The sequence below is a fragment of the Sporomusa rhizae genome, from assembly GCF_041428845.1.
Taxonomy (GTDB): domain Bacteria; phylum Bacillota; class Negativicutes; order Sporomusales; family Sporomusaceae; genus Sporomusa; species Sporomusa rhizae.
This window is the reverse complement of record NZ_CP156925.1, coordinates 3,080,803-3,095,032: the sequence shown is the minus strand read 5'-3', so window position 1 is coordinate 3,095,032 and position 14,230 is coordinate 3,080,803. Positions and strand designations below refer to the sequence as shown.

Below are 14,230 nucleotides of genomic sequence, written 5' to 3'. Positions count from 1 at the left end.
AGTGTAGACAAATCCCGCTTCAGGCCGGAAGGCCAACAAGCGGGATTTTGTTAATAGTTACGAGTTTCATAAATTTTGATAACATAGACGGAAAAGTTCTTGAAAAAGGCGGTAACATACCGCGCTTTTTTTTCCACATTGCTAACTTCTTTAAATTCATACACGCAAAAAGAAGCGTGAGGTAGTGTTGTACTTTCCTCAAGCCACGATAGCGAGTATAGCGCATTCCATGTCTTTCTTTCGCATCTGCGAAGACACGTTCAATGGTTTGGCTTCGGCGGCGATATAGGTCTTGGCCTTGGTGAGTATGACGGACATCCTCTGCATATTCAACGCAAGATTCCCAGATATGCCGGTTTACGACTTTTGTAAAGTTTTGGCTTTGGGTACATTGCATACGCAGTGAGCATTGGACACATATCTTGGGATTGCTTTTGTATTCCCGATAGCCTTCTCTATTTGTAGTGGAATATTTTAGCACTTGGTTATTGGGGCAGATATAGCAGTCATAGTATTCGTCATAAACATACTCGTATTTCTTAAAGTATCCTTCTTTAGTCATAGGGCGTTTGTAGGGCATAACCGGTATTTTATTTGCTTGCATAATTTCACGACATACTCCCGGCGTTTTGTAACCAGAATCGGCAACTACTGCTTTTATGTCATTAAATTTTTCAATGACATCTTGAAATACATCGGTAAACACCTGACTATCATGAACATTACCTGGGGCTGTTTTAACACCAAGAATAAAATTGTTGCGCTCACAGGCCACTGTGGCGGTGTAAGCAAAGCAACGCTCTTTTTCACCTTTATGGAACATACCACTTTCTGGGTCAGTTGTACTTTCTTTGACTTCCTTTTCTTCAATCATTGTTCCGTCAGAATCATTGTCGTTGTCATCGGTAAAAGGTTTCTTGCCATGTGATTCACGGTCAGCGTTAATTTCAATCATCAATTCACGCTTATATTTATGTACTCGATGCTGGGCCATCTTTTTAACATACTTGTTTTTATTGGCGTTGGCCTTAACATGACTAGCATCAAAAAATACAGCATCTGCTTTGATAAAACCACATTCTATGGCCTCAAATAACACTCTTTCAAAGATTTTTTCAAAGAGGTCACTTTCTTTAAACCGTCTTTCATAATTCTTCCCGAAGGTAGAAAAATGCGGTATCTTCTCCTGAAAGCCGTAGCCTAAGAACCAGCGGTAAGCAAGATTGACTTGAGCATCGCTAATTGTTTGACGCATAGATGTAATACCGTACAAAATCTGCAGTACTAGCAATTTTATCAGAACGACCGGATCGATACTGGGTCTGCCAGTAGTATCACTGTATAAATCTTTAACTTCATCATATATAAAATCGAATTTTATGCTTGCATCAACTAAGCGCAGTAAATGATCTTGTGGAACTAGCTCGCTTAGACAAACAAATTCGACTTGGTCGATTATCACTCTGTTTTTCTTCTTAAGCACGATTATCTCTCCCAATCTCTTATTATCTCTATTTTACTATATTTCACACCGGATTAGAAGAGGTTCTCAAATATAAAAAGGCTGCCGACTTTGTCGACAGCCTGAGCAGGCATAAAGCCTGCTTTTTCTATTAAAAAAAGCTGGATATACTAAATTTTTAGACAGGAAATATAATGGTATAGCCAGAATAGGTATATAATAGGCATATAACCATCATTTACTATATGTCGATGTACTAAATAGATAGACTATTTTCGTTAAAAGGGAGTGCAATTAGTGGAAACAGCATTAATAAAGAATTTATCTCGTCATGTTGGCGAGCAGGTAACTGTGCAGGGCTGGGTTTACAATTTGCGATCCTCCGGGAAAATCTCTTTTCTTATTATCCGGGATGGCTCGGGACTTATGCAAGGCGTGGTTGTAAAACAAGAAGTAGGCGAAGAGTTATTTGCTGAAGCGAAAAAGTTAACTCAGGAAAGTGCTGTTAAGGTAATTGGAATTGTTCGTGAAGAACCACGCTCGGTTGGCGGCTATGAAATGCAGGTAACAAGCCTGGAGATAGTTAGTCTTGCGGAAGACTACCCTATTACTCATAAAGAACACGGTGTGGATTTTCTGGCTGAACATCGGCATCTTTGGATTCGTACACCGCGCCAGGCGGCCGTGTTACGTATTCGTTCGGAAATCGAGCATGCATTAAGAAATTTTTTTTATGAGCGTGATTTTGTTCTAGCTGATGCACCAATTATTACTCCGGCAGCGTGTGAAGGAACTACTAATCTTTTTGAACTTGACTATCATGGCGAAAAAGGTTATTTATCACAGAGCGGTCAGTTATATAATGAAGCAAATGCTATGGCATTAGGACGTATATATTGTTTTGGACCTACCTTCCGGGCAGAGAAATCCAAAACGCGCCGGCATTTATTGGAGTTTTGGATGATTGAAGCAGAAATGGCTTACTTTGACATTGATGCAAACATGGAACTCCAAGAAGAAATGATTTACTATGTCATCCAGCGTGTACTTACAAAATGCCAAAATGAGCTAAAAGCCTTAGAACGTGATGTAGAAAAATTAAAAGCTGTCAAACTGCCTTTCCCGCGTATTAGCTATACTGATGCCGTAGAAATTCTTAAACAGGCAGGGGAAGAATTTACCTGGGGCGATGATTTTGGTGCGCCACACGAGACTATTATATCCAACCATTTCAACTCGCCGGTATTTGTACATCGCTATCCAACCGAAATTAAAGCGTTTTACATGAAGCCGGACCCCGAGAATCCCAAAGTAGTTTTAGGAGCCGATTTATTAGCGCCGGAAGGGTACGGGGAAATTATCGGCGGCGGACAACGTATTGACGAGTTGGCTTTGTTAGAACAGCGTATTGCTGAACACAAATTACCAAAAGAAGCTTTTGAATGGTATCTTGATTTACGGCGGTTCGGCGCAGTACCTCATTCAGGTTTTGGCCTTGGACTAGAAAGGACAGTTGCCTGGTTGTGCGGTTTGGAGCACATCAGAGAGACCATTCCTTTCCCAAGAATGCTTCATAAGATGTATCCTTAAATTTTTTAATTATAAGGGGGAGATAAAATGACTGTAAGTATTGCCGCATCACATGCAAGAGGCAAATTTGCTACTGACAAAATCTTCGGAGCCTCAGCAGCTGCCAACAAAGATGTTGCTAAGTATGGCAACGAGGTAGTTGTAAACGCCACTATCGGTGCTATTTTGGATGATAAAGAGACTCTGGTATGTCTGCCTACGGTAGAAAAAGTATTTCGTAATCTGCCTATGAATGAAGTAATAAACTACGCGCCTATCGCCGGCTTGCCGGACTACTTGGAAGCGGCAATGGCATTGACTTTTGCCGATAACCGGCCTGAGGCCTATACTGCTGCCGTTGCTACTGCCGGTGGCTCCGGTGTAATTCACCATACTATCGCGAATTACACCGAGATCGGTGATACCCTGCTTACTTCTGATTGGTACTGGGGACCGTACAAAGTGTTGTGTGAAGACGCTCTACGTAAACTTGATACATATACTCTCTTCGATGAAAAGCAAAAATTCAACATTAAGTCCTTTGAAAGTAAAGTTAACGAACTTTTAGCTAAACAAAACAGCGTTGTAGCTTTAATTAACACTCCGGCGCATAACCCTACTGGTTATAGCCTGACAGACAGCGAATGGGACAGCGTGCTGGATGTTGCTAAGACAGCTGCAAAAGATCAATCCAAGCGAATTGTCCTTATGGTAGATATTGCCTATTTGGATTATGCCGGCGAAAAAAACGAATCGCGGGCATTTATGAAGAAATTCAGTAATCTGCCTGATAATGTTTTGATCATTTTGGCATTCAGTATGTCTAAGGGCTATACAATGTATGGTCAACGTACTGGTGCTATAATCGGTGTTTCTAGCAGCAAAGAAATCATCAAAGAATTTGAAGATATTAACCAATATACTAGCCGGGCAACCTGGTCGAACATCAACCGCGGCTGTATGCGTCTGTTAGCTACCATTTATAATGATAAGGCTATCTTGGCACAAGTTGAAAAAGAACGTAACGAATATTATTCTCTTATTCGTGAGCGGTCAAATATCTTTATGCGTGAAGCAAAAGAAGCTAATCTGCATATGTTGCCATACATTGCAGGGTTCTTCCTGACAATTCCGGCTAAAAATCCTGATGCTGTTTGCGAGAAGCTGCATGATGATCACATTTTCGCGGTGCCTCTGGCTAAAGGAGTTCGGATTGCGGTATGTGCTGTACCGTCAGCTAAGATTACCGGCATGGCTGGTAAAGTAGCTCAAGCTTTAGCTGCTGTTGATAAATAATTTAATATAGTAAAAGGGCGAGAATGCAATAAGCTGCAATCTCGCTTTTTTTGTCACCAAAACTAGCCGGAAAATAATATATAACCATAGTTATCTATGCAACTTTATATATGAGAAAGTTGCTGAGCGTATAGCGGCAGATATCGTGCTCAGTCTGCAGGCAATTCAGGACGACGTTTAGCCTGCGGGCTAATCCGAAGACGACGCGATATTTAGTTAGTATAAGATTTTACCAGTGCTTGAATATAGCGGTGCGGGAAATACTATTTTTAAGGAGGTCGATACTGATGAGTTGCCGTCACAAAAATTTAGTCGATGATACAACGATGGAGTTTCCTCGCGCCGGTTTTTGGATTGTGCATGTTTTAGGGGCTATGTTCCTGGTCTCATTAGGTATGCGGCTGGCGGTAAGAAGAATGCCGCTGCCAATAATCGCTTATCGGCTGTTCAAGATGTTACGGTGAAGTTTAAAGTAGTAATGGTTTCACGCGTCCAGCCTTTCCGATAGCTAGGGAAGGCTGGATATTTTTTATCTACAAAAAAGAAAAAGGAAAGCCCATAGTGGCTTTCCTACTAGCGCTAACAGAAAGTATAGCTTTTCTAAGACAGTCGCTTTCAATGGGTTAGCAGAAGTTTATTTTACATATTTCCCATAAGTTGACCTGTTTGTGATAAATCGTAGCCGCCCATGCCGGCAACCTCATTATGGAATATATCCGAACGAATAATAGATAGCAATGCTTGAAAGTGAGGTTTGTCGGCATCTTCCTTATGAAAGACAATATCGTAGCGCTCTTTTTTTTGAAAAATAAAATCAATATCACTGACTTGTAATGCGGCTTTTTCAATACCGATACCTACATCGGCCTCACCTCTGGCCACAGTGCTTGCGACTGCAAGATGAGTCATTTCCTCTCGGGTATAGCCATTAATTTGACGATAATCTAGATCAAGGACGTGAAGCATTTCGTCAAGTAGAACTCTGGCGCCGGAACCACGCTCCCTGTTGATGAGAGTTACGTCAGGGCGTATCAAGTCATTCCAGGTGTTGATGCTCTTAGGATTACCCTTTGCAACATAAAACCCCGCGTTACGATAGGCCAAATTGTAAACCAATGCCCGGTGTCCCGGCAAAAACCTGCGGATGTAAGGAGTATTGTAAGTGTCGGTGTCGCTATCCCACAGATGGGCAGTAACGACATTTGCGGTTCCGCGATAAAGGGCTAATAAACCATCGATGCTTCCGGAATGATTGCGAAAACAGCGGACATGGGGCATAGCTTTCTCAAGATGTCGGGTCAAAATGTCAAGTAAGATGTCTTGCCCGCAAATTATAAGGTAGTTCTGATCGATTTCTGGCGGTTGTTGGACGGAGGCGGGAGATTGGGGCAGTTTATTTTTCTTGGACTTCTGGATGTAAACCTCTAAGTCCGGTGCTTCAACACGAACTTTGCGACCAATATGATAGGCGGCAAGATCTCCACGTTTAATCATTTCATAAACGGTAAAACGAGATATTTTTAAAATTTTAGCTACTTCTGTGGGGGTGTAGGAAGTTGTGTCACTCATATATACACCTCTATTAAAAAATAGTATATCTATTTATTGACAAGCTCTTGCAATTATCATACAACAAATACTATAATAACACCATAGAGCTTGTGTTTGCTTATGTTAGTTTTAATTTGTGTAATTTGATGATATATTAGTGTTTTCTTAGGCTCGCAGCAAGAATTATACTTTTAATAATCAATTTACATATTTAACTTATATCATTTAAATTGTGTATAGTTTGATTATGTTAGTTTATTTTTTGTGAGAGGTTGATTTGTTATGTTTTACGCCTATCTATGGGGAAATTATTTTGCCCGGATAGAGTGATTTTAGGAGGGGAAGAAAATGAGAAGAATTAAAACAAGAGTATTTGTGATCTGGAGTTTGATAGTAGTTGCTGCGTTTAGTCTGGTTGGCTGCGGCAGTGAAAAGCAAACGCCACCAGCGGCGCAGCAAGCACAACAGGTAGAACTTAATATATCGGCTGCTGTCAGTCTTAAGGATGCGCTTGCCGAAATTCAAAAAAATTACCAGGCCAAAAATCCTAATGTAAAAATTTTGTACAATCTTGGAGCATCTGGTGCTCTTCAACAACAAATCGAACAGGGCGCGCCGGCCGATATCTTTATTTCGGCTGCTCCTAAACAAATGAATGAATTGGAAGCAAAAAATTTAATTAACAAAGCAACGCGTAAAAATTTAGTTGAAAACAAGTTAGTAATTGTTGTTCCCCAAGATACTAAACTTAACATAACCAAATACGAAGATTTAAGTCAGGATGCCGTGCAGAAAATTGCGCTTGGGGAGACTGCTACAGTGCCTGCCGGTCAATATGCCCAGCAAGTTTTACAAAAACTAGGTCTTTGGGATAAGCTAAAAGAGCGGGTTGTATTTGCTAAAGATGTGCGTACAGTATTGGCTTATACTGAAACAGGCAATGTCGAAGCAGGGATTGTGTATAAGACTGACGCTATCTCCAGTAATAAAGTAAAGGTTGCTGCGGTTGCACCGGAAGGCAGCCATCAACCTATCGTATATCCGGTTGCGATAACTTCTGGTACCAAACAGCAAAAGGCGGCCGAAGCTTTTACTGAATATTTGTTTAGTGCAGAAAGTAAAGCAATATTTGAGAAATATGGCTTTACAATGGGGAAATAAAAGTTGTTTGGCTGGAGTGGGGTGAGGTGGTTTATAAATGAACCGTAAATATACAGCGAATTGGCTGTTTGGCATAATTGCCATCCTGGCTCTTACGGGTACAATTTGGGTAGCAAAGCCTGTAGCCCAAGTATCTTCTAAACTGCCAGAGCCAATAACAATTAATGTTTCTGCCGCCCTTGGTCTAAAAGATGTTTTGCAAGAAATTCAAAAAGAATATGAAGTATCTAACAAAAACGTAAAAATTGTGTTTAACTTTGGTCCAGCCGGAGTTTTGCAAAAACAATTGGAGCAGGGCGTTCCTGCTGATTTATTTATCTCTGCTTCCCTGAAGCAAGTTAACGAATTACAAAACAAAAATCTTGTAGTACCTTCATCACGTAAAATACTGGTTAGTGATAAATTGGTTCTAGTTGTGCCCAAAAACTCACAGTCGCCAATTACAAATTTTCAAGACTTAAAAACGGTTACAAAATTTGGTATTGGCGAATTAGGAACAGTTCCAGCCGGTCAATACGCCTTAGAGTCGCTTAAAAGTATTGGGATATGGGAAGATGTTAAAGATAGAGCAGTACAGGCTAAAGATGTTCGCACAATCATTGCCTATGTAGAAACAGGTAATGTTGATGCTGGCATTGCTTTTTCGACAGTGGCAGCATTAAGTGATAAGGTAAAAGTTGTCGCAGTAGCTTCGGAAGGATCACATACACCGGTTAATTTTCCAGCGGTAATTATGGCTAACTCGCAACATCCACAAGAAACAGAAGCTTTGCTGGAATATCTTTGTGGTTCACAAAGCGCAGAAATATTTAAAAAATATGGTTTTAATTTTGTCGGAGCGGGAGTAAAGTAGGTGAATTTGTGATAGAATGGCAGCCGGTCCTATTGTCAGTTAAGGTTGCGCTTGTTGCGCTAATATTTGTCTTTATTTTTGGAGTAGCTGCCGCGTATATGATGCGCACCTTTGAATTTCCTGGTAAAAGTGCGCTGGAAGCATTCTTTGCTTTACCCTTGGTACTGCCGCCTGTTGTAACAGGTTTTGTGTTGCTGCTGTTGATTGGGAAGCAAGGGCCAATAGGGCGTTTTTTGTCCGAAAACCTACATACTCAGATTATATTTACTCCGTATGCGGCTATACTTGCAGCCACAGTGGTTGCATTTCCATTAATGTACCAAAGTACCAAAGCTGCTTTTCAGGGTGTGGATCATAATCTGGAGGATGCCGCGCGAACACTAGGGGCAGGTAACTGGCGGGTTTTTTGGACAGTAACTATTCCATTGTCCTGGCCGGGCTTGGTAGCCGGTGTGGTATTATCTTTTGCTCGGGCACTAGGCGAGTTTGGGGCTACCATAATGGTGGCCGGTAATATTCCTGGTAAGACGCAAACCATCCCTTTAGCAATTTATTTTGCCGCAGAATCGAATAATTTGACTCTGGCTGGCGCATATGTCCTAATGATTAGCGGCATTACATTTTTCCTAATTCTATGGTTAAATGTCTGGTCGAAAGCGCGAGGCGGCAAATCGTCCATAAAGGGGTTATTCTAGATGCTCACAGTAGCTATGAAGAAAAAATTATCAGACTTTACTTTGGACATTGAATTTACTGTTACAAACAATATCTTGGTATTATTCGGGTCTTCGGGAGCAGGCAAGACAACTATTTTACGTGCGGTTGCCGGGCTTATCAAGCCAGATGAGGGCAAGATTGTTCATGACGGCCGTACTTTCTTTTCTTCAACAGAAAGAAAATTTATGTCGCCGCAGTTACGACGCGTGGGATATATGTTTCAAGAATTTGCGTTGTTTCCGCATATGGATGTCAGGAAAAACATTTGGTATGGAGTTAAACAGGATAATATAACATCGCGTGAACTTTATGAAAGGCTGTTAGGCCTGCTGCGTATTGAACATTTGACAACACGGTTTGTTGACAAATTATCCGGTGGAGAAAAGCAGCGTGTGGCTTTGGCGCGTGCGTTAATGGCAGAGCCCGCTATTTTATTATTGGATGAACCATTGTCGGCGCTGGATAGTGATACCCGTTTGGAGCTGCAGGCAGAACTGAAAAAAATTCAAGGAATATGGAATATCCCGTTTATTCTTGTAACACATAGTTTAGAAGAGGCACAGGCATTAGGTGATCAATTCCTATTTTTAGAGAGAGGTAAACAGGTAGCTAAGTCGATTCCCTGGTTAAATAACTTTGTCCAATATCCAAGTCTTAATCAGATAAATTAAGACTATATATACAGCGAAAGAAAAACTTTTCTTTCGCTGATTTTTTTTATCCGATGACTAACTCTCTTTAAGACTCCTTGCAGGAGTTAAGAGCGGTGATATTATAAGAGAGTTATATTAAATGATTATTATCGAAGGAAAATAGAAGAATATAGTTGAATTATTTATATATAGTATAGGGAAACCTTTATCCTGTGACCAAGTTGCTCTAAGACTCCCGCTTCTAAACGCGGGAGTTAAGAGCGACTAAGTCCCTGGATAAGGGCGACTAACCTTCAGATGGGGTTAAAACCCCACCTGAAGCTAAGTCTACCTTATCACATAACGAGGGGGCCTTTCAGGTGGCAGAAAAAATAACTATAACATTTTCAAATGGCCGTATTGATGAATATAACAAAGGCGTTACACTGCTCGAAATAAGCCGGGATGCTGCTCATAGATATACAACACCGGTCGTGGCTGCCAAAGTAAATAATGAGATTAGAGACTTGCAAAACGTGTTAGAAGAAGATTGTATGGTGGATTTCCTTGAGCTGCGCAGCGATGCCGGAATGAAGGTATATCAGCGTAGTGTAACTTTGCTTATGATTGTTGCAGCCCGGGAATTATTCCCTGACTGTGAAGTAACAGTGGAACATTCGTTAAGTAAAGGAATGTATTGTGAACTGCACCATGGCAGAGACGTAACACCTGAGGATATTGCCAATCTTGAGCGGCATATGCGGCAAATAGTCAGCGAAGACCGGCCGTTTATTCGGAAGGTTTTACCTAAAACCGAAGCGATCGAATTATTTAAAGCTGCCGGACAGCTGGAGAAAGTAAGCCTGCTTGAACAATTAGATAGAGAAAAAGTAAGTGTATATTATTGTGGCAAGGTTTATGACTATTTTTATGGCTATATGACACCGTCTACAGGCTATTTAAAAGTGTTTGAGCTAAAATACTACCCGCCGGGGATTATCTTACGCTTGCCTGAAAAAGAGAATCCTGCCGTGTTGCCTAAGTTTGTTGAGAATCCTAAATTGTTTAAGATATTCCAGGAAGCCGCCCAGTGGGGCAATATTCTGCGCTGTGGTTATGTCGCTACTCTTAACCAGTGTATCGGTAAGCATGATATTAAAGATATTATTAGGGTAGCCGAAGCTTTGCACGAAAAGAAGATAGCTCAAATTGCCGATTTTGTTTCTTCGCATCGAGATGAAGTGCGGGTTATCTTAGTGGCAGGCCCGTCCTCCTCAGGCAAAACAACCTTCGCACAAAGACTTAATATCCAATTGCGGGTTAACGGGGTTTGGCCTGTTCCTGTGTCCTTAGACGATTATTTTGTGGATAGAGAAAAAACACCAGTGGATGAAAACGGCGATTATGATTTTGAGTCTATAGAGGCCATTGATTTGGAACTATTTAATTCGCATCTGGCAAGAATTTTAGCCGGAGAAGAAGTGGAGATGCCGACTTTTAACTTTAAGACAGGGCAGCGGGAATACCGTGGACACCGTATTAAAGTGGATAAAGGCCAGCCCTTAATTATTGAAGGAATTCATGGCCTGAATGAACGACTGACAAGTGCGGTCCCACGTCATTGTAAAATCAAAATATATATTAGTGCTTTAACGCAATTATCTATAGACAATCATAATCGCATTCCGACAACTGATGCCCGACTCATTCGTAGAATTGTTCGTGACAGTGAGTTTCGTTCTCATGATGCGTTGATGACTCTCAAAATGTGGCCATCTGTGCGCCGGGGAGAAGAACGGAACATTTTCCCGTTCCAAGAAGATGCGGATCTCATGTTTAACTCAGCACTTATCTATGAATTGGCAGTGCTGAAAAAATGCGCCGAACCACTTTTGGAAAAGGTTACACGCGAAAATGCCGAGTATTCTGAAGCGCGGCGGCTCTTAAATTTCCTGGAGTATTTCCGGACGGTAGAAGACGATGAAATCCCGCAAAACTCAATATTGCGCGAGTTTATTGGAAAATCATGTTTTGACAAACATTAGATAAAAATTAGTGACCCTGCACAAAAGTGCAGGGTCATTTCTGATCTTAGTATATTATTGTTTAGAACCGGGATTGGGTTCTAACTTGCGCGCGAGGATAGCAGCCATTTTACTGGTACCTGTCATTGCAGGCATATCGCGGTAGTGTCCTAGTTTTGCGAGGATAGAGTATACCTGCGGATTTTCAACCGGTGTCCGGGCAGACGAAAGGTTGCCGTAGTCATTTACATGTGAGGTACCTTGATCGGGTGGAATTAGGCGGCCAGGACCGCCAACACAACCACCTTTGCAAGCCATACCCTCAATAAAATTTGCTTCAAGTTTACCAGCGCGAATATCTTCCAGCAGTTTGGTACAGTCTGGGATACCGTCAACTTTAATGGGGTTAAATTTTTCAGCCCGGCGGGGAATTAGTTTTTCAAGTGTAGTGCCAACTGCAGCACTGACTCCGCCTGTCCGGGCATATAGCCGTCCACCCCAGGAGGCTACAGGGTTTTCTTCGTCCGGTCCATCGGCCGGATTAACATTGGCTGCTTCAAAGATGGCTTCAAGTTCTTGAAATGTCAGTACAAAGTCAATAGCTCCCCGCAAATCAGGCAACTGAGCTTCGGATTTTTTTGCTACGCAGGGGCCGATAAACACTACTTTGGCATCAGGCTCAAACTCTTTAATAACTCGGCCGGAAGCAATCATTGGCGAAACAGAAGGAGAGATATGACCTACTAAGTCGGGAAATTTATTTTCGATTAACTTTATCCAAATGGGACAGCAGCAACTGGTAATTAAAAAATCCTGCGCTTCTTTAACATGTTCATTATATTCAAAGGCTTCCTTTATTGTAATTAAGTCAGCATATAGAGCTGTTTCTACCATTTCGCTAAATCCTAGTTTCAACAAGGCGCTGCGTAGTTTACCTGCCGTTACTTCAGCACCAAATTGTCCGGCAAAAGCTGGAGCAACCGAAGCATACACCTTATGGGTGTTCTGTTTAAGCAGATTAATAAGAGGGATAAATTGTGACTTTTCGGCCAGAGTGCCAAACTCGCAGGCAAGGCAATACCCTTCATTGCTGCATTTTCTTTGATCAATAGACGGGCGTCCAAGCTCGTCACGGGTTATCGCGCTAAGTGGACAAGCTTTTTCACAAGCGGGATCTTTACAATTCCGGCAACTCTCTGTATTGGCAATAACAGCGGGTTCACTGCCCATACCCATCAGAGCTTCTTCATCGTATTCGTTGATGACGTCTTCAGATTCAGTGGCAGCAAGCCCCATAGCAATTCTGATTTGGTTAGCTACAAACTTGCGGGTAGTTCTATCTTTAAATTCTGATTGTATCAATTGGCAAATTTTCTCTCTTTGCTCAAACAATTGGCCTTCCCAAGCGGCCTTTGCTACTTGATAGAGAATTCTGGGGCGGATATTAAGATCGGTAGGATTGTTTTTGGACATAATTACCACCTGCTCATCTTTGATATTTTTTTCCAAGACTATTTAGTCAGATTTTGTTGAAAAACTAATTGTAGTTTATGTAAATATTTGATATTGTAGTAGCTGGTGTTTTTAAAATTTTAATAGTAGGAGAGATTATGCATAAAGAAAATTGCAAAACAGAACCTGCATTGAAGAAAGATTTTACTATGCTTGCAGCTACCGCGTTGGTAGTCGGTATGGTTATTGGTTCAGGAATCTTTATGAAACCAGGAAAGGTAATAGCTGCTGCCGGTGATTCCACAATGGCACTAGCAGCCTGGGTATTAGGCGGTATTATTACGATAACTGCCGGTCTTACTATAGCCGAGTTAGGAGCACAGATACCTAAGACCGGCGGTTTGTATGCCTATCTTGATGAAGTGTACGGAAAAATGTGGGGGTATTTATTCGGTTGGGTACAAACTTTAATTTACGGACCAGCGACTACAGGAGCACTGGGACTGTATTTTGCTTCGCTGCTGTTGCCTTTTTTTAACCTGCCAGATACTTGGAAATTACCGGTTGCAATTGCTACGGTTGCTTTTTTAGCTGGTGTCAGCGCATTGGGTACAAAATATGGTGGTTTTATTCAAACAGTATCTACGGCGGCTAAGCTTGTGCCAATTGTTCTTATAGCTGTTTCTGGTTTATGGAAAGGTAATGGCCAGATTCTCGCCATGCCGAGTGGAGCCGCGGAAACCGCCGGAATGGGAGCCGCTGTTTTAGCAACGCTATGGGCGTATGATGGCTGGATTAATGTTAGTTTTGTGGCTGGCGAAATGAAAAACCCGGCCAAGGAATTGCCCCGTTCGATTATTATTGGCTTGTCTATTGTTATGGTAGCGTATCTCCTGGTTAATATGGCTGTGCTGCATGTGCTGCCTGCTTCAGACATTGTTCTTCTGAGCAATCGGGCTGCCGGCACGGCGGCTGGAGTGTTATTTGGTGAAGTCGGTGGTAAGCTTATTAGTATTGGCATTTTAATTTCTATATTTGGTGCTCTTAATGGCTACATACTGACTGTGGCACGGGTGCCTTATGCTATGGCTCGGAACGGGCTTTTACCGGGTGCCGGGATGCTAGGTGAAGTTCACGCTAAATCAGGGGCGCCGGCGAATGCTTTGCTTTTAGGCGCTGTATTATCAGCAATTCTTATGACGCTTGGTGACCCTGACCGTTTAACAGATATGGCGATGTTTATTGTTTGGGTCTTTTATATTTTGGCGTTTGCTGCCGTCTTTGTTTTGCGTAAACGTTACCCAAAGAGCAAACGTCCTTATAGTGTTCCTGGCTATCCCATAGTGCCTGTGATTGCAATCTTAGGTTCAGTATATATTGCGTTCAGTATGTTAGTGAATAATCCTGGTGATGCTTTGTATGCGTTAGGTATTACACTTGCTGGCATACCAATGTATATGATCATCAAAAAGAAATAGAGGTTTGCTCTTTAGCAGGTAGGATGACTTTGTCT

11 protein-coding genes and 1 pseudogene are annotated in these 14,230 nt (G+C 41.8%); 9 read left to right on the top strand and 3 right to left on the bottom strand.

All coding sequences use genetic code 11. The annotated features are described in order from the left end of the window. Nucleotides 1-124: 124 nt before the first annotated feature. Nucleotides 125-1,483: pseudogene (locus SRRS_RS14640) on the bottom strand (IS1182 family transposase); the annotation flags it as partial. A gap of 276 nt (nucleotides 1,484-1,759) precedes the next feature. Between SRRS_RS14640 and asnS the strand changes: the two are divergent. The 3 genes from asnS to SRRS_RS14625 all read left to right on the top strand — a co-directional run bounded on the left by asnS (nucleotide 1,760) and on the right by SRRS_RS14625 (nucleotide 4,791). Continuing rightward, nucleotides 1,760-3,052 carry an asparagine--tRNA ligase gene (gene asnS / locus SRRS_RS14635; protein ID WP_371361563.1) on the top strand — a complete coding sequence of 431 codons (1,293 nt, stop codon included), beginning with the start codon at nucleotides 1,760-1,762 and terminating at the stop codon, nucleotides 3,050-3,052. 27 nt (nucleotides 3,053-3,079) lie between these two features. Further along, a complete protein-coding gene (locus SRRS_RS14630; protein ID WP_371361561.1) occupies nucleotides 3,080-4,327 on the top strand; it encodes an aminotransferase class I/II-fold pyridoxal phosphate-dependent enzyme in 1,248 nt (415 codons plus the stop codon). Between the two features lie 287 nt (nucleotides 4,328-4,614). Beyond that, nucleotides 4,615-4,791, top strand: coding sequence for a hypothetical protein (locus SRRS_RS14625; protein WP_371361559.1), 177 nt, complete (start codon nucleotides 4,615-4,617; stop codon nucleotides 4,789-4,791). A 175-nt stretch (nucleotides 4,792-4,966) separates the two neighbouring features. On the opposite strand, the gene SRRS_RS14620 is transcribed toward SRRS_RS14625, so the two are convergent. Then, a complete protein-coding gene (locus tag SRRS_RS14620) occupies nucleotides 4,967-5,896 on the bottom strand; it encodes a substrate-binding domain-containing protein (protein ID WP_371361557.1) in 930 nt (309 codons plus the stop codon). A gap of 330 nt (nucleotides 5,897-6,226) precedes the next feature. Between SRRS_RS14620 and modA (SRRS_RS14615) the strand changes: the two genes are divergently transcribed. The 5 genes from modA (SRRS_RS14615) to SRRS_RS14595 all read left to right on the top strand — a co-directional run bounded on the left by modA (SRRS_RS14615) (nucleotide 6,227) and on the right by SRRS_RS14595 (nucleotide 11,286). Further along, entirely contained in the window at nucleotides 6,227-7,039 is an 813-nt protein-coding gene (gene modA, locus SRRS_RS14615) for a molybdate ABC transporter substrate-binding protein (RefSeq protein ID WP_371361556.1), read from the top strand. 37 nt (nucleotides 7,040-7,076) lie between these two features. Next, nucleotides 7,077-7,892: a molybdate ABC transporter substrate-binding protein gene (gene modA / locus SRRS_RS14610; RefSeq protein WP_371361555.1), complete on the top strand. Its 816-nt coding sequence runs from the start codon at nucleotides 7,077-7,079 to the stop codon at nucleotides 7,890-7,892. A gap of 8 nt (nucleotides 7,893-7,900) precedes the next feature. Next, nucleotides 7,901-8,587, top strand: a complete 687-nt coding sequence (gene modB / locus SRRS_RS14605) for a molybdate ABC transporter permease subunit (protein WP_371361553.1) — start codon at nucleotides 7,901-7,903, stop codon at nucleotides 8,585-8,587. Continuing rightward, complete coding sequence (locus tag SRRS_RS14600) at nucleotides 8,588-9,280, top strand: ATP-binding cassette domain-containing protein (protein WP_371361552.1); 693 nt, start codon at nucleotides 8,588-8,590, stop codon at nucleotides 9,278-9,280. A gap of 341 nt (nucleotides 9,281-9,621) precedes the next feature. Further along, a complete protein-coding gene (locus tag SRRS_RS14595; RefSeq protein WP_371361550.1) occupies nucleotides 9,622-11,286 on the top strand; it encodes a nucleoside kinase in 1,665 nt (554 codons plus the stop codon). A gap of 54 nt (nucleotides 11,287-11,340) precedes the next feature. Here SRRS_RS14595 and SRRS_RS14590 read toward each other — a convergent pair whose 3' ends face one another. Continuing rightward, on the bottom strand, nucleotides 11,341-12,738 hold the full coding sequence (locus SRRS_RS14590) for a [Fe-Fe] hydrogenase large subunit C-terminal domain-containing protein (RefSeq protein ID WP_371361549.1): 1,398 nt from the start codon (nucleotides 12,736-12,738) through the stop codon (nucleotides 11,341-11,343). A gap of 137 nt (nucleotides 12,739-12,875) precedes the next feature. Here SRRS_RS14590 and SRRS_RS14585 point away from each other — a divergent pair, with 137 nt between their 5' ends. Next, the gene (locus SRRS_RS14585) at nucleotides 12,876-14,195 is read left to right on the top strand and encodes an APC family permease (RefSeq protein WP_371361548.1); all 1,320 of its coding nucleotides are present in this window, start codon (nucleotides 12,876-12,878) and stop codon (nucleotides 14,193-14,195) included. Nucleotides 14,196-14,230: the final 35 nt, after the last annotated feature.